This is a genomic window from Ruegeria sp. BB9 (genome assembly GCF_056539345.1).
The window spans coordinates 213,166-226,916 of the sequence record NZ_JBQFUU010000004.1 but is presented as its reverse complement, the minus strand read 5'-3'; the positions used below and the strand labels follow the sequence as shown (position 1 = coordinate 226,916).

General features: G+C 63.1%; 15 protein-coding genes. 11 read left to right on the top strand and 4 right to left on the bottom strand.

Features of this window, described 5'->3' with window-relative positions:
* The first annotated feature begins 6 nt into the window (after positions 1–6).
* The 4 genes from ACR0FC_RS14875 to ACR0FC_RS14860 all read left to right on the top strand — a co-directional run bounded on the left by ACR0FC_RS14875 (position 7) and on the right by ACR0FC_RS14860 (position 2,737).
* Positions 7–453, top strand: a complete 447-nt coding sequence (locus ACR0FC_RS14875; RefSeq protein ID WP_170341538.1) for an urease accessory protein UreE — start codon at positions 7–9, stop codon at positions 451–453.
* Positions 437–1,090 (top strand): urease accessory protein UreF, encoded by a 654-nt coding sequence (locus ACR0FC_RS14870; protein WP_254437821.1) that lies wholly within the window; start codon positions 437–439, stop codon positions 1,088–1,090. The genes ACR0FC_RS14875 and ACR0FC_RS14870 overlap by 17 nt, the downstream gene beginning before the upstream one ends.
* A complete protein-coding gene (gene ureG / locus ACR0FC_RS14865) occupies positions 1,087–1,722 on the top strand; it encodes an urease accessory protein UreG (protein WP_170341535.1) in 636 nt (211 codons plus the stop codon). Before ACR0FC_RS14870 ends, ureG begins: the two co-directional genes overlap by 4 nt.
* A gap of 175 nt (positions 1,723–1,897) precedes the next feature.
* On the top strand, positions 1,898–2,737 hold the full coding sequence (locus tag ACR0FC_RS14860; RefSeq protein WP_170341533.1) for an EamA family transporter: 840 nt from the start codon (positions 1,898–1,900) through the stop codon (positions 2,735–2,737).
* A 9-nt stretch (positions 2,738–2,746) separates the two neighbouring features.
* Here ACR0FC_RS14860 and ACR0FC_RS14855 read toward each other — a convergent pair whose 3' ends face one another.
* Positions 2,747–3,364, bottom strand: coding sequence for a TetR/AcrR family transcriptional regulator (locus ACR0FC_RS14855; protein ID WP_170341531.1), 618 nt, complete (start codon positions 3,362–3,364; stop codon positions 2,747–2,749).
* Between the two features lie 127 nt (positions 3,365–3,491).
* Here ACR0FC_RS14855 and mbfA point away from each other — a divergent pair, with 127 nt between their 5' ends.
* The 6 genes from mbfA to ACR0FC_RS14825 all read left to right on the top strand — a co-directional run bounded on the left by mbfA (position 3,492) and on the right by ACR0FC_RS14825 (position 8,994).
* The gene (gene mbfA / locus ACR0FC_RS14850) at positions 3,492–4,466 is read left to right on the top strand and encodes an iron exporter MbfA (RefSeq protein WP_093963335.1); all 975 of its coding nucleotides are present in this window, start codon (positions 3,492–3,494) and stop codon (positions 4,464–4,466) included.
* Positions 4,467–4,510: 44 nt separating this feature from the next.
* Positions 4,511–5,440 (top strand): AEC family transporter, encoded by a 930-nt coding sequence (locus ACR0FC_RS14845; RefSeq protein ID WP_170341529.1) that lies wholly within the window; start codon positions 4,511–4,513, stop codon positions 5,438–5,440.
* Between the two features lie 101 nt (positions 5,441–5,541).
* The gene (fghA, locus tag ACR0FC_RS14840) at positions 5,542–6,375 is read left to right on the top strand and encodes an S-formylglutathione hydrolase (protein WP_170341527.1); all 834 of its coding nucleotides are present in this window, start codon (positions 5,542–5,544) and stop codon (positions 6,373–6,375) included.
* A gap of 3 nt (positions 6,376–6,378) precedes the next feature.
* Positions 6,379–7,848, top strand: a complete 1,470-nt coding sequence (gene sthA / locus ACR0FC_RS14835; protein WP_170341525.1) for a Si-specific NAD(P)(+) transhydrogenase — start codon at positions 6,379–6,381, stop codon at positions 7,846–7,848.
* Positions 7,845–8,300, top strand: a complete 456-nt coding sequence (locus ACR0FC_RS14830) for a YaiI/YqxD family protein (RefSeq protein WP_170341524.1) — start codon at positions 7,845–7,847, stop codon at positions 8,298–8,300. Before sthA ends, ACR0FC_RS14830 begins: the two co-directional genes overlap by 4 nt.
* A 73-nt stretch (positions 8,301–8,373) precedes the next feature.
* Positions 8,374–8,994 (top strand): HAD family hydrolase, encoded by a 621-nt coding sequence (locus tag ACR0FC_RS14825; protein ID WP_170341522.1) that lies wholly within the window; start codon positions 8,374–8,376, stop codon positions 8,992–8,994.
* A 2-nt stretch (positions 8,995–8,996) separates the two neighbouring features.
* Here the strand turns inward: ACR0FC_RS14825 and ACR0FC_RS14820 are convergent, their stop codons facing one another.
* Complete coding sequence (locus ACR0FC_RS14820) at positions 8,997–10,238, bottom strand: MFS transporter (RefSeq protein WP_170341520.1); 1,242 nt, start codon at positions 10,236–10,238, stop codon at positions 8,997–8,999.
* Positions 10,239–10,383: 145 nt separating this feature from the next.
* Between ACR0FC_RS14820 and zapE the strand changes: the two genes are divergently transcribed.
* Positions 10,384–11,442, top strand: a complete 1,059-nt coding sequence (zapE, locus tag ACR0FC_RS14815) for a cell division protein ZapE (RefSeq protein WP_170341982.1) — start codon at positions 10,384–10,386, stop codon at positions 11,440–11,442.
* 39 nt (positions 11,443–11,481) lie between these two features.
* Here zapE and ACR0FC_RS14810 read toward each other — a convergent pair whose 3' ends face one another.
* Both ACR0FC_RS14810 and accD read right to left on the bottom strand, forming a co-directional pair.
* Positions 11,482–12,756 (bottom strand): bifunctional folylpolyglutamate synthase/dihydrofolate synthase, encoded by a 1,275-nt coding sequence (locus ACR0FC_RS14810; RefSeq protein ID WP_170341518.1) that lies wholly within the window; start codon positions 12,754–12,756, stop codon positions 11,482–11,484.
* Positions 12,753–13,697 (bottom strand): acetyl-CoA carboxylase, carboxyltransferase subunit beta, encoded by a 945-nt coding sequence (gene accD / locus ACR0FC_RS14805; RefSeq protein ID WP_170341517.1) that lies wholly within the window; start codon positions 13,695–13,697, stop codon positions 12,753–12,755. Before accD ends, ACR0FC_RS14810 begins: the two co-directional genes overlap by 4 nt.
* Positions 13,698–13,751: the final 54 nt, after the last annotated feature.

The window sequence follows — 13,751 nt, the reverse complement described above, 5'->3', positions numbered from 1 at the left end:
GCCCTGATGCTTGCCACATCACAGAAAATCCGCCGCAACGGGCAGTGGGACGAAACCCATGGCACCGTGACGCTAAACTACGAAGACCGCTTTCTGCGCCGCCGGATGCTGCGCACCGCACAGAATGAAGAGTTCCTGGTGGATCTGTCGCAGACGACCTCGCTGGACGGGGGGGATGCGTTCGAACTGGCTGATGGCCGCCTGATCGAGGTGGTCGCCGCCGAAGAGGACCTGTTCGCCGTCACCGGCCCCGATCTGACCCGGCTGGCCTGGCATATCGGCAACCGTCACACCCCCTGCCAGATCGAGCCTGAACGCCTGGTGATCCGCCGCGACCATGTGATCCGCGACATGCTGTTGAAGCTTGGCGCGACGGTCCAGGACATCCGCGCGCCCTTCAGCCCCGAAGGTGGCGCCTATGGGCACGGACGGACGCATGGCCACAGCCACTGACCTTGATCTGCTGACGCTGACGCAATGGCTGTCACCCGCCTACCCGGTCGGGGCGTTTGCCTATTCGCATGGGCTGGAACGCTTGGTCCAATCGGGCGCGGTGCACGATGCGGCCAGCCTGCGGGACTGGCTGCATGATGTGCTGGAACACGGTGCCGGATGGTCGGATGCCCTGTTTCTGACCTCCGCTTGGCGCGCCAAATCCGAGCTGGCCGTGGCCGAACTTGACGATATGGCCCGCGCCTTCGCCGGCCCCTTCGAGCGCAGGTTCGAGACCGCGCAACAGGGCGCGGCCTTCTGCGGTGTGACGGCTGCAGTCTGGGGCATCGAGCTGACGGATCTGACCTACCCCGTCGCCGTCGGCTGCGCCGCGCGCCAGGCTGGTTTGCCGGTGGAGCCAACCGCGCGGCTGTATCTGCATGCGTTCATCAGCAATCTTGTTTCGGCTGCGCAGCGGCTGATGCCCCTGGGCCAGACCGCTGCCCAAGGGGTCGTCCGGGACATGGCGCCCTTGTGCGCCCATCAGGCGCACGCGGCAGTGGAGGCCGATCTGTCCGCCCTGTCCGGCACCGCCTTTCTGGCCGAGATCGCGGCCATGCAACATGAAACCCAACAACCAAGGATTTTCCGCACATGAGCAGCATGAACGGCCCTCTGCGGGTGGGCATCGGCGGCCCGGTCGGTGCGGGCAAGACCAGCCTGACCGCCGCCCTCGCCCGCGCGCTGCGCGACACCCACTCGATCGGGGTGATCACCAATGACATCTACACGCAGGAAGACGCCGAGGCGCTGATGCGCATGCAGATCCTGCCGCAGGACCGGGTGATCGGCGTGGAAACCGGAGGTTGCCCGCATACGGCGATCCGCGAGGATGCCTCGATCAATCTGGCCGCGGTGGCCGAGATGGTGCGCCGTCACCCCGAGGTCGAGATCGTTCTGATCGAATCTGGCGGTGACAACCTGTCGGCCACCTTCAGCCCGGAACTGGCGGATGTGACGATCTATGTGATCGACGTGGCCGCGGGCGAAGAGATCCCCCGCAAGGGTGGCCCCGCGATCACCCGTTCAGAAATCCTGATCATCAACAAGATCGACCTTGCTCCGCATGTCGGAGCGGACCTGTCGGTGATGCAGCGCGATGCGGCCCGGATGCGCGGCGATCGACCATTCGTATTCACCAACCTGCGGAGCGGCAGCGGAACGAGTGAAATCATCGACCTGTTGGACAAGATCGCCGGCATCGGCGCCGGACGACGTGTAACGGCGTAAGACCCTCAACACGACTATGGGCGTTTCCGGTTCCAGAATTTGGAACCTTGCGCCTGCAAGGCAATTCGATGTAACCGGATTCGACCACCGAAGCTGTCCTAGCGATAGCCTGGTGCGAGAAAGTTGCAGCCGGGCCGATCCTTCTAGGGGCCGCCCCATCACCTGAGGACCGCCGGTGAGCTCATTCGTCGTCGCGATCATTCTGTCGGCTGCCATCCTGCACGCCGTCTGGAACGCCATCGTCAAAACCGCGGGCGACCGGACGACGACGCTGGGGCTTGTGGCCTTCGGGCATGTGATCCCAGCCAGCGTCATGATCCTTGTGCTGCCCTTTCCGGGCAGCGACAGCTTTGTCTACATCCTTTTGTCCACCGTCGTGCATTTCGGTTATTACTTCATGCTGGGCAAAGCCTATCAGCATGGCGACCTCAGCGTCGTCTACCCGATCGCCCGGGGCATCGTTCCGGCGCTAGTGGCGCTTTGGGCCTATCTTTTGCTGGATGAGGTTCTGCCCCTGCAAGCCTGGATCGGCATCGGTCTGATTGCGGTCGGCATCCAGCTCAGCAGTTGGAGCTCGCTCCGGCAAGGCGTCGGCGGCGCAGCGCTGGGGTTTGCGGTGGGTACCGGACTTTGCATCTCGGTCTATTCGGTTGTGGACGGCATCGGAGTGCGGCTGTCTGGAAACACGCTCAGCTACTGGGCTTGGGGGGCGTTTCTGCACCTGTTCATCGCCGGCTTTGTGGGTCTTCGACGGCGGCAGGTTCTGACACAACTCCCGGCCCGCACCTGGGCGATCGGCATCCTGGGCGGCTTCGTGTCGATGCTGGCTTATGGGCTGGTGCTGTATGCCAAGAATTTCGCGCCGCTGGGGGCGGTCTCGGCGTTGCGGGAAACCTCAGTGATTTTTGCGGCCCTGATCGGGTTCGTCTTCCTGCACGAAGGCTATTGGGTGCGCAGGCTGGGGGCCGCCATCCTGATGGCGGGGGGCGTGGCGCTGGTTGGACTGTCGGGCTGAGCCGATCCGTCAGGTGCCGTAGCGCGCCATGAACATGTCAACGGCGTTGGTGGCCACTTCCTCGATTTCCTCGTCCGAGAACCGGGTTTGGATCCCCAAAGCCGCGAGTGTCCACAGGCGCACCTTGCACAATTCCGAGAACTGCTCGGCGGCAAAATGCACGTCGTCAATCGCCAGTTCACCTTTGGCCACGGCTTTTTCCAGATACTCGGCCATCTGGCGCTGACCGTTGGCGGGGCCGGCCTCGTAGAACGCCTTGCCCAGTTCCGGGAACCTGTCACGCTCGGCTACGCAGATGCGGAACACCTGCTGCGCAAAATCCGATACCAGAAACCGAGTCAAATGCGTGGCGGTGATCATCAACGCCTCGCGTACCGGTTTGGTTTCGTCGATCATGGCCAGCACGTTTTCAGCCATGCGGCAACACTCGGTCTGCGCCACCTCGGAAAACAGAAGTCGTTTGTCCGGGAAATAGCTGTAGAGCGTCGCCTTCGACACACCCGCCGCGCGCGCGATATCATCGACGCTTGCGCCTTCGAACCCATCCGCCATGAAAACCTCTCGGGCGCCGTTCAGAACCTGGTCGAATTTCCGTCCAGTACGCACGATGGTGGCGGCTTGGGTCATGGTGTCTCCTTGGCTGGGTGCTGCGACAAATCTATAAACCAGTCAGTTCAGTTTCAACGGTTTTCAATTCGGCTTGAAAGTTCCGTTACGCAGCGTAGATTAGAATAATTCTAAAACGAGGGTGGCAATGCGGTTTTTCACTCAGCGCAAACACTTCAGAGATCTGACCGAGCAGGAAGTTATTGCGCTAGCGATTTCGTCCGAGGAAGACGACGCGCGGATCTATAGGTCATATGCCGAAATGCTGCGCCCCGACTATCCGGCGACAGCCAAAATCTTCGATGGCATGGCTGCCGAGGAAGACGAGCACCGCCGTCGCCTGATCGGTCTGCACGAGGATCGGTTCGGCCCGGTGATCCCTCTGATCCGGCGCGAGCATGTCGCCGGTTACTACGCCCGCCGTCCGATCTGGCTGGTCGAGAATCTCGGAATCGAGCGAATCCGCGAAGAAGCCGAGATGATGGAGCGCGACGCGGAACGCTTCTATCTGGCGGCTGCTGGTCGTACGACCGATGCAGCAACACGCAAACTTCTGGGCGACCTGGCTGCGGCCGAAGCGGGACATCAAGCCGCGGCCGCCGAATTGGAAGAAGCTCACCTGGATCACGATGAAAAAGAAGCTGAAAAGGTGATTTCGCACCGGCAATTCATCTTGACCTGGGTCCAGCCGGGATTGGCCGGGCTGATGGACGGGTCAGTGTCGACCTTGGCGCCGATCTTCGCGACGGCCTTTGCCACGCACGACCCTTGGACGACCTTTCTTGTGGGCCTTGCAGCGTCAGTGGGCGCGGGCATTTCCATGGGCTTCACCGAAGCGGCATCGGACGATGGCGAGCTGTCGGGCCGTGGATCACCGGTCAAGCGGGGTTTGGCGTCCGGGGTGATGACCACGGTCGGCGGATTGGGCCACGCCCTACCCTATCTGATCCCGGAATTCTGGACGGCCACGATCATTGCCTTCATCGTGGTGTTTTTCGAATTGTGGGCGATCGCGTGGATTCAGAACCGCTATATGGAAACTCCGTTCTTCCGTGCGGCTTTTCAGGTCGTTCTGGGCGGATCGCTGGTGCTGGCAGCCGGGATTTTGATCGGCAGCGGGTGATGACCCTGCTTGCGATGTGGTAATTCTATGTTACCAATCTGCGCATGGTCGATATCTTTCTGCGCACCCTGCCCTTCTTTGCGATCATCGGCCTGGGATACTGGGCCGGGCGCAGCCGGTTCTTCACCGAAGACGCCACGGCCTATCTGACCAAGTTCGTGTTCTATTTCGCGTTGTCGGCGATGCTGTTCCGCTTTGCCGCCACGCTGCCCTTTGCCGAGATCTTCAACGCGCGGCTGATGCTGGGCTATCTGATCGGCACCGCCGGCGTATACGCGCTGGCCACGTTGGTCGCCTATCTGCGCGGGCTCGACATCCCCACCGCGGCGGTCGAGGCGCAATGCGCCGCTATCGGAAATGTGGGCTTTCTGGGTCTGCCGATGTTGGCCCTGCTGTTTTCCGAATCCGCCATCGGGCCGGTCATGCTGGTTCTGACGGTCGATCTGGTGGTGTTTTCCTCTCTGATCGTGATCCTGATCAACGGCGGGCGGGATGGTCGGCTGAGTGCCGGAACTTTGCGCCTGATCGGCCTTGGTTTGCTGAAGAACCCGATGATCGTCTCGATATCGGCTGGGTTGATCTGGTCGGCCCTGCAGATGCCGGTGCCTGACCCGTTGAACGATTTTCTGACCATTCTGGGCGGCGCCGCCACGCCGGGGGCGCTGTTCGCCATCGGCGCCTCGCTGGCCAGCAAATCGGCCGAGCGGGTTCAGATCGCGCTCTGGCTCAGCTTTTGCAAACTTGCCGTGCATCCGGCCTGTGTGGCTGTGGTGCTGCTGTGGCTGCTGCAGACTGATCCTTTTGCCGCGGCGGTGGCTATCTCCGCCGCCGCCCTGCCTGTGGCCGGCAATGTCTACATGCTGGCGGCCCACTATGGCGTGGCGCCGCACCGGGCATCTGCCGCCATTCTACTGTCGACCATTGTCAGCATTCTGACCGTGCCGGTGGTCATCGCGTGGGTTGCCGCATTCTGACGCGGCGACTTCAAAATGCGTGCGAACATTGGTGCCCGGACTTTACGCCGGGGCCTTCGCCCGTTAGCCATGGCACGAACCCAACGTAAGGATGATGCCAGATGGAAACCCTTTCCGAAAACGCCTGTTTCGGTGGCGTGCAGGGCGTGTACCGCCACGCCTCGGCGGCGTGCCAGTGCGACATGACCTTTGGCCTGTTCCTGCCGGCCGAGGCCAAGGACGGCCCGGTTCCGGTCCTGTGGTATCTGTCGGGCCTGACCTGCACCCATGAAAACGCGATGGTCAAGGCGGGCGCGCAGGGCTGGGCCGCCGAACAAGGCATCGCACTGGTCTTCCCCGACACCTCGCCGCGCGGCGAAGGGATCGCCGATCATGAGGATTACGACCTGGGCCAAGGCGCCGGGTTCTACGTCAAGGCCACGCAATCGCCCTGGGCACCGCATTTCAACATGTGGGACTACGTGGCCGAGGAACTGCCCGCGCTGCTGGTCGAACACTTCGCCATCGATGGCGACCGCCAGGCCATCACCGGCCATTCCATGGGCGGCCACGGCGCGCTGACGCTGGCGATGAACCTTCCGGGCCGCTTCCGCTCGGTCTCGGCCTTTGCGCCAATCTCGAACCCCACGGCCAGCGACTGGGGCCGCAAGCAACTGGGCGCCTATCTGGGCGATGACCCGGCCGCCTGGGCCAAACATGACGCGACTCTGATGATGAAGGAAAAGGGCTTTGACGGCCCGATCCTGATCGACACCGGCACCAACGACCAGTTCATCGACCTGCTGCGCCCCGAGGCTCTGGCCCAGGCCATCGCCGAGCGCCGCCAGCAGGCAACGGTCCGGCTGCAGCCCGGCTATGACCACTCTTACTTCTTTGTGTCCACCTTCATCGAGGACCACGTCACCTTCCACGCCGAAGCCCTGTACGGAGACTGAGGGATGAGCAAATACGACTATGACCTGATCATCATCGGCTCGGGCCCATCGGGCCGCGCGGCGGCGATTCAGGCGGGCAAGCTGAAGCGCAAGGTTCTGGTGGTTGACCGCCGTGACCGGTTGGGCGGCGTGTCGGTGCACACGGGCACGATCCCGTCGAAGACCCTGCGCGAAACGGTGCTGAACCTGTCGGGCTGGCGCGAGCGCAGCTTTTACGGCCGCTCGTACCGGGTCAAGGACCAGATCCGCGCCGAAGACCTCAAGGCCCGGCTGCACATGACGCTGGATTACGAGGTTGACGTGCTGGAACACCAGTTCAACCGCAACCACGTTGAAACCATGGACGGCGTAGCCCGCTTCACCGGCCCGCACGAGATCGAGGTCACCGCCGATGCGGGCGACACCACCCGCTTGACGGCCGCGAAATTCCTGATCTCGACCGGGACAAAAACTTATCGCCCCGATTACGTGCCCTTCAACGGCAAGACCATCGTCGATGGCGACGAGTTCCTAGAAATGGCCGAGATCCCGCGCTCGCTCTGCGTGATCGGTGCGGGCGTGATCGGGGTCGAGTACGCCACGATGTTCTCGGCGCTGGATGTGCGGGTGACGCTGATCGAACCGCGCGAGACCTTTCTGGATTTCATCGACAAGACCCTGATCCAGGAATTCACCCATCAGATCCGTGAAAACGGGGTGGACCTGCGCTTGGGCTCGGCCGTGGAAAAGATCGAGGACGCCGGCAAGCATGTCGAGATCACCATGTCAAACGGCCGCCATGTCCGGGCCGAGATGCTGTTGTTCGCGGCGGGCCGTATGGGCAACACCGCGGCGCTGAATTTGGGTGCGGTTGGGATCGAAACCGACCACCGCAACCGCATCACGGTCGATCGCAAGACCTATCAGACCTCGGTGCCGCATATCTATGCCACCGGGGACGTGATCGGGCATCCGTCGCTGGCCTCGACCTCGATGCAGCAGGGACGCGTTGCGGCCTGCCACGCGCTTGAGACCCCTACCCTGCCAGAAAGCCCTTGGTTTCCCTATGGCATCTATTCGGTGCCCGAGATCTCGACCTGCGGCATGTCCGAGGAAGAGCTGCAGGAACGCGGCATTCCCTATGAGGTGGGCGTGGCCCGGTTCCGCGAGACCTCGCGCGGGCATATCATGGGGCTCGAGCACGGGATGCTGAAGATGCTGTTCTCGCTGAAAACCCGCCGGGTGCTGGGCGTGCAGATCGTCGGCGAAGGCGCGACCGAGTTGATCCACATCGCCCAGGCGGTGCTGAACCTGAAGGGCACGGTGGACTATTTCGTGCAGAACACCTTCAACTATCCGACCCTGGCCGAGGCCTACAAGATTGCCGGGCTCGACGCCTTCAACCGGATGCCGATCCCGGACGAGTTCAAGGTGCGCAAATCCGATGCCCCCGAGCCAGCAAAGTTGGCGCCCAAGAAGGCCAAGCAGGCGTGACGACCCTGTATGTCGATGGCGACGCCTGCCCGGTGAAGGCCGAGGCCGAACGCGTCGCCACGCGGCACAAGGTGCCGATGGTGGTGGTGGCGAATGGCGGGCTGCGCCCGTCGGCCAACCCGCTGGTTCAGATCGTGACCGTGGCGCAAGGCGCTGACGAAGCCGACAAGTGGATCGCCGAGCGGTGCGACGCGGGCGACATCGTCATCACCTCGGACATCCCGTTAGCCGCCAAATGCGTCCAGGCCGGCGCGCGGGTGCTGCGCCCCAATGGCGAGGCCTTCACCGCTGCCAATATCGGTCAGCAACTGGCGATGCGCGATCTGATGGCGGATCTGCGCGCCGCCAATCCGCTGGGCGCCGGGGGCGGTGGCAAACCGTTTTCCAAGGCCGACCGATCGCGGTTTCTGGACGCGCTCGAGCGTGAGATGCGCGCCGCCCTGCGCGGCTGAGTTTGGCCTTGCATCCCGCTCGGCGGGTTGGTTCAGTCAGCCCCAAACGCAACACAAGCGAACAGGAACCCCCATGCCCGTAGAAGCGGTTGTTTTTGACATCGGCAACGTTCTGATCGAATGGCAGCCCGAGCGGTATTATGACCGTGTGATCGGCGAGGACAGGCGCCGCGCCATGTTCTCGGCCGTCGATCTGCACGGCATGAACGACCTGGTCGATCAGGGGCATCACTTCACCGACACGATCTATGCCTGGGCCGAGAAATACCCCGATTGGCGCAATGAGATCCGCATGTGGCACGACAACTGGATCGAACTGGCCGCGCCCGAGATCCCGCATTCGGTCCGGCTGCAGCGCGCGCTGCGGGCCAAGGGCGTGCCAGTCTTTGCGCTGACCAATTTCGGGGTGCAGAATTTCGACTATGCCACCACCGTCTATCCGTTCCTGAAAGAGTTCGACCGGCACTATGTCTCGGGGCGGATGAAGATGGTGAAACCGCATGCCCCGATCTACCAGATGGTCGAACAGGATTGCGGCCTGCCGCCCGAGACGCTGCTGTTCACCGACGACCGGATCGACAATATCGAAACCGCCCGTGGCCGTGGATGGCAGACCCACCATTTCGACGGCCCGAAGGGCTGGGCCGAAAGGCTGGTGGCCGAAGGTCTGCTCTCCTTGGACGAGGCCGCCTGATCCTAGGCGGCAGCGGGCTGCGCCGGGCGGTTTTCGCGGATCGGCAGGTGCACGATCGCGCTGAAGGCGCCGATGGCCACGCCGATCCACCAGACCACGGTATAGTCGCCATAAAGGTCATACATGCGGCCGCCCAGCCAGATGCCCAGGAAACTGCCGACCTGATGGCTGAAGAATATGATGCCATACAGCGTGCCCATGTAGCGCAAGCCGTAAAGATGCGCGACGAGGCCCGAGGTCAACGGGATCGTCGCCAGCCATAGTGACCCCATGACCAGCGAGAACAGGATCACGGTCAGAGGCGTGATAGGAAACAGGATGAACGCTGCGGCCGCGATCGTGCGCCCGGTATAAACCGCCGCCAGAAGGTATTTCTTGGGGAAGTGATTGCCCGCCCACCCGGCCAGCAGGGTGCCTCCGATATTGGCGAGCCCGATCAGCGAGATCGCCAGCGCACCCAAAGCAGACGTTGTTGTGATGCCCATCGCATGCAGGACACCGCCGGGTTGTATCGGCCCGCACATCTCGGTCACGAAGGCCGGGAAGTGCGCGGTGATGAAACCCAGTTGATAGCCGCAGCTGAAAAAACCCAGGAATATCAGCGCATAGGACGGGTCGCGGAAGGCGCGGCCCAGGATCTGGCCCATGCTTTCTTCCAATTCGGCCTTGCTGACCTGCGCGGGTGCGCGCATGAAAGGCAGCGTCAGCACAAGGGCCAAAATGGCAATGGCGAAGATGATGAACACCTGCTGCCAAGGCAGGAATGTCAGCAGCCATTCGGCCGTGGGCGCGCCGATCACCTGCCCGAAGCTGCCCGCTGCCGTCACGATCGCCAGTGACATCGAGCGGTTCTGATCCGTCGCGGCCCGCCCGACCACCGCCAGCACCACGCCGAAGCCCGTGCCCGCGATACCGAAGCCGACCAACCAGGCATAGAGTTGGTGCCCGAAGGGCGTGACGGACCAGGCCGACAGAACCATCCCTGCCGCATAGGTCAACGCGCCCAGAATGATCGCCCGCCGATCGCCCATCTTTTCGGCGATGGCGGCAAAGATCGGCTGGCCGATGCCCCAGGCCAGGTTCTGGATCGCGATGGCCAGCGAGAAATCGGTGCGCAGCCAGCCGAACTCCTCGGCGATCGGAATCTGAAACACGCCGAACGAGGCGCGCACGGCGAAGCTGACCGTAATGATCACGCATCCGACGATCAGCACCGGGTTGAGCAGACGGGCGGTTGGGGTCATGGGGCCTCCGGTTTCAGCCCGCCGACAGTATCCACTTGGGCTCGCTCGTCAATTCAGGAGTTTTGCGGTCACGATTAACCAAAATTGATGCATGTCGGGGGATGCCTTCTTTTCAATGGCGCGGGTGGGCGCTATGGCTCGGGCCATGACCGACATGATCTCGTTGTACGAGGCCCGCGTTGCCGATGGCACCCTGAACCGCGACGACGCGCAAGAGGCCGTTCTGCCCCAGTTCGAGCGTATCCGGGCGGCTCTGGCCGCGCCGGTGAAACGCGGGCTGTTCCGCAAGGCACTGCCGCCGCCCAAAGGCTTGTACCTGTGGGGCGGCGTGGGGCGCGGCAAGTCCATGTTGATGGACATGTTCGTCGAAACACTGGGGCATATTCCGGCCCGGCGCGTCCATTTCCATGCCTTCATGCAGGAAATCCACGCGGGCATGCATGAGGCGCGCGAAACCGGCGTGCAGGATGCACTGGCGCCGGTGGCGGCCTCGGTCGTGAATTCCGTGCGCCTGCTGGCCTTTGACGAGATGCAGATCACCGACATCACTGACGCGATGATCGTCGGGCGGCTGTTCGACCTGCTGCACGCGGGAGGCGTCGTCGTTGTGACCACCTCGAACCGGCATCCCGACGATCTGTACAAGGATGGCCTGAACCGGCAGCTGTTCCTGCCCTTCATCCACCACATCAAGCAGCAGCTCGAAGTGTGGGAACTGACGTCGCCCACGGATTACCGGCAGAACCGGCTCGAGGGCTCGCCGGTCTATTTCACACCCATCGGACCCGAGGCGCGAGAGAAGATCCGGGCCGTTTGGGCCGACCTGTCCGGTGGGCCGGCCGAACCATTGACCCTCCATGTCAAGGGGCGCGAGGTGGTTTTGCCCGCGTTTCGCAATGGAGTGGCACGGGCCTCGTTCTACGATCTGTGCGGCCGGATGCTGGGGCCGGGGGACTATCTTGCCATTGCTGATGCGGTAAAAGTATTGGTGCTCGAGGACATACCGCGCCTGTCGCGCAACAACTTCAACGAGGCGAAGCGGTTCGTCACGTTGATCGATGCGCTGTATGAGGCGAAGGTGAGGTTGATCTGTTCAGCGGCCGCCGAGCCCGAGATGCTGTATGTCGAGGGGGAAGGTGTTTTTGAGTTCGAGCGCACAGCCTCGCGCCTGCGGGAGATGCAGGCACAGGACTGGGGACAATAGCGAGCGTTGCCTCTGCCGTAGCTGTGGCTCAATGAATGGTCAGCCGTTTTCGCGTAGGATGTTGCCCGCGAGGTAGAGCGAGCCGCAGATCAGCACGCGCACCTGAGGGTCGGCTTTGATGATGGTGTCGAGGGCTTGGGACACGCTGCTGGCGGTCGTCGCGGGCAGGTTCACCGATTTGGCGGCGGCGGCGGTTTCGTCGGCGCTCAGCGTGTTGGTCTCGCCCGGGATGGAAACGGCGGTCAGGCTGGCGGCTTGCTGGGCCAGCGGGGAGAGGTAGCCGGTCACGTCCTTGGTGTTGAGCATGCCGCAGATCAGGTGTGTGGGTCGCGGGGGCAGCTTGGCCAAGACGTCCGCCAGCGCGACGCCGGCGGCGGCGTTGTGGCCGCCGTCGAGCCAGAGTTCGGCCTGAGGCGCCTGTTCGACCAGCGGGCCGGTCTTCAGTCGCTGCATCCGGGCGGGCCATTCGGCGCGTGTGACCGCTGCCTCGTAGGCCTCATCGCCCAGATCGAGGTGGCGCAGCACCGCCAGCGCGGCGCCGGCGTTCTGGATCTGGTGGGCGCCCAACAGGTTTGGCAGCGGCAGGTCGCGCAGGCCGGTTTCGTCCTGATAGATCAGGCGGCCATGTTCCTCGTAGACGTGCCAGTGCTGTCCGTAAGCCAGCAGCGGTGCGCCGAGGCGGGCGGCGGTGGCCTCGATGACCTCCATCGCTTCGTCCGGCTGCGGGCCGACGATGCAGGGCACGCCGCGCTTGATGATGCCGGCCTTTTCGGCGGCGATCTTGGCCAGCGTGTTGCCGAGGAACTGTTCATGGTCGATCGAGATCGGGGTGATGACCGTGACCGCGGGCTTTGCGATCACGTTGGTAGCGTCGAGCCGCCCGCCAAGCCCCACTTCGAGCAGCGTGTAGTCGGCGGGCACGCGGGAAAAGGCCAGCAGGGCCGCGCAGGTGGTAATCTCGAAATAGGTGATGTTCGCGTCGCCATTGGCGGTGTAACACTCATCCAGAACGGCGGTCAGGTCGGGTTCCGAGATCAGCTCGCCCGCCAGGCGGATGCGCTCGTGGAAGCGTGCCAGATGCGGCGAGGTGTAGGCATGGGCCGTCAGCCTTGCCCCTTCCAGCCCGGCGCGGATCATCGCCTGGGTCGAGCCCTTGCCGTTGGTGCCAGCGATATGGATCACCGGGGGCAGCTTGTCCTGCGGGTTGCCCAAAGCTTCGAGCAGACGCCAGACACGGTCCAAGGTCAGGTCGATGATCTTGGGGTGCAGCGCCATCATCCGGTCGAGGATGACGTCGGATGTGGGCGCGGTCATTTCTTGGGCTGGTCTTCGGCAGGCTTGCTCTGAGCGTCAGGCTGTTCGGCTTCGCCCCCTTTCGGGGCGGGCAGATCGCCTTTGACCGCCGGGGGCAGACCCATCAGCATCCGGGTGATGGTGATCAGCTCGTCCCGCAACTCGGTCCGTTTGGTGACGCGGTCCAGCATGCCGTGATCCAGCAGGTATTCGGCGCGCTGGAAGCCGTCGGGCAGTTTCTCACGGATCGTCTGCTCGATCACGCGGGGGCCAGCGAAACAGATCAACGCGTTCGGCTCGGCAATATGCACGTCGCCGAGCATCGCGTAGGACGCCGTCACACCGCCGGTAGTGGGATGGGTCAGAACGACGATATAGGGCAGGCCCGCCTCTTTCAGCATCTCCACCGCGACCGTAGTGCGCGGCATCTGCATCAGGCTGAGGATGCCCTCCTGCATCCGGGCACCGCCGGCGGCGGAAAACAGGATCAGCGGGCGCTTGAGCTTTACCGCCTCTTGTGCGGCGGCGATGATGGCGTTGCCCACATACATACCCATCGAACCGCCCATGAACGAGAAATCCTGCGCCGCGGCCACGATCGGCGTGCGGCCGATCTCGCCGGTGGCAACCAGCATCGCTTCTTTCTCGCCGGTCTTTTTCTGCGCTGCCTTCATGCGGTCGGGGTATTTCTTCTGATCGCGGAACTGCAGCGGGTCTTCCTTGGGCGCGGGCACTGCGACTTCGGTGAAAATACCACCGTCGAACAGGTGCTTGAACCGTTCGCGCGGGGTGATCAGCATGTGGTGTCCGCACTGGGTACAGACATTCTGGTTGTCCGCCAGTTCACGGTGGAACAGCATCGTTCCGCACTCGTCGCATTTGTGCCAGAGATTCTCGGGCACCTCACGGCGGGAGAAGATCGAGTTGATCCGGGGGCGGACGTAGTTTGTGATCCAGTTCATGTCGGAACCTTGCTGATGCGGGTTGCAGTCAAATAAGACGCTACGGAAGGAAAT

Coding starts and splice junctions, on each gene's coding strand:
- accD (WP_170341517.1), bottom strand. CDS start 13,697: ATGAACTGGATCACAAACTACGTCCGCCCCCGGATCAACTCGATCTTC.
- ACR0FC_RS14870 (WP_254437821.1), top strand. CDS start 437: ATGGCCACAGCCACTGACCTTGATCTGCTGACGCTGACGCAATGGCTG.
- fghA (WP_170341527.1), top strand. CDS start 5,542: ATGGAAACCCTTTCCGAAAACGCCTGTTTCGGTGGCGTGCAGGGCGTG.
- ACR0FC_RS14845 (WP_170341529.1), top strand. CDS start 4,511: ATGGTCGATATCTTTCTGCGCACCCTGCCCTTCTTTGCGATCATCGGC.
- ACR0FC_RS14825 (WP_170341522.1), top strand. CDS start 8,374: ATGCCCGTAGAAGCGGTTGTTTTTGACATCGGCAACGTTCTGATCGAA.
- ureG (WP_170341535.1), top strand. CDS start 1,087: ATGAGCAGCATGAACGGCCCTCTGCGGGTGGGCATCGGCGGCCCGGTC.
- ACR0FC_RS14810 (WP_170341518.1), bottom strand. CDS start 12,756: ATGACCGCGCCCACATCCGACGTCATCCTCGACCGGATGATGGCGCTG.
- mbfA (WP_093963335.1), top strand. CDS start 3,492: ATGCGGTTTTTCACTCAGCGCAAACACTTCAGAGATCTGACCGAGCAG.
- ACR0FC_RS14820 (WP_170341520.1), bottom strand. CDS start 10,238: ATGACCCCAACCGCCCGTCTGCTCAACCCGGTGCTGATCGTCGGATGC.
- sthA (WP_170341525.1), top strand. CDS start 6,379: ATGAGCAAATACGACTATGACCTGATCATCATCGGCTCGGGCCCATCG.
- ACR0FC_RS14875 (WP_170341538.1), top strand. CDS start 7: ATGCTTGCCACATCACAGAAAATCCGCCGCAACGGGCAGTGGGACGAA.
- zapE (WP_170341982.1), top strand. CDS start 10,384: ATGACCGACATGATCTCGTTGTACGAGGCCCGCGTTGCCGATGGCACC.
- ACR0FC_RS14855 (WP_170341531.1), bottom strand. CDS start 3,364: ATGACCCAAGCCGCCACCATCGTGCGTACTGGACGGAAATTCGACCAG.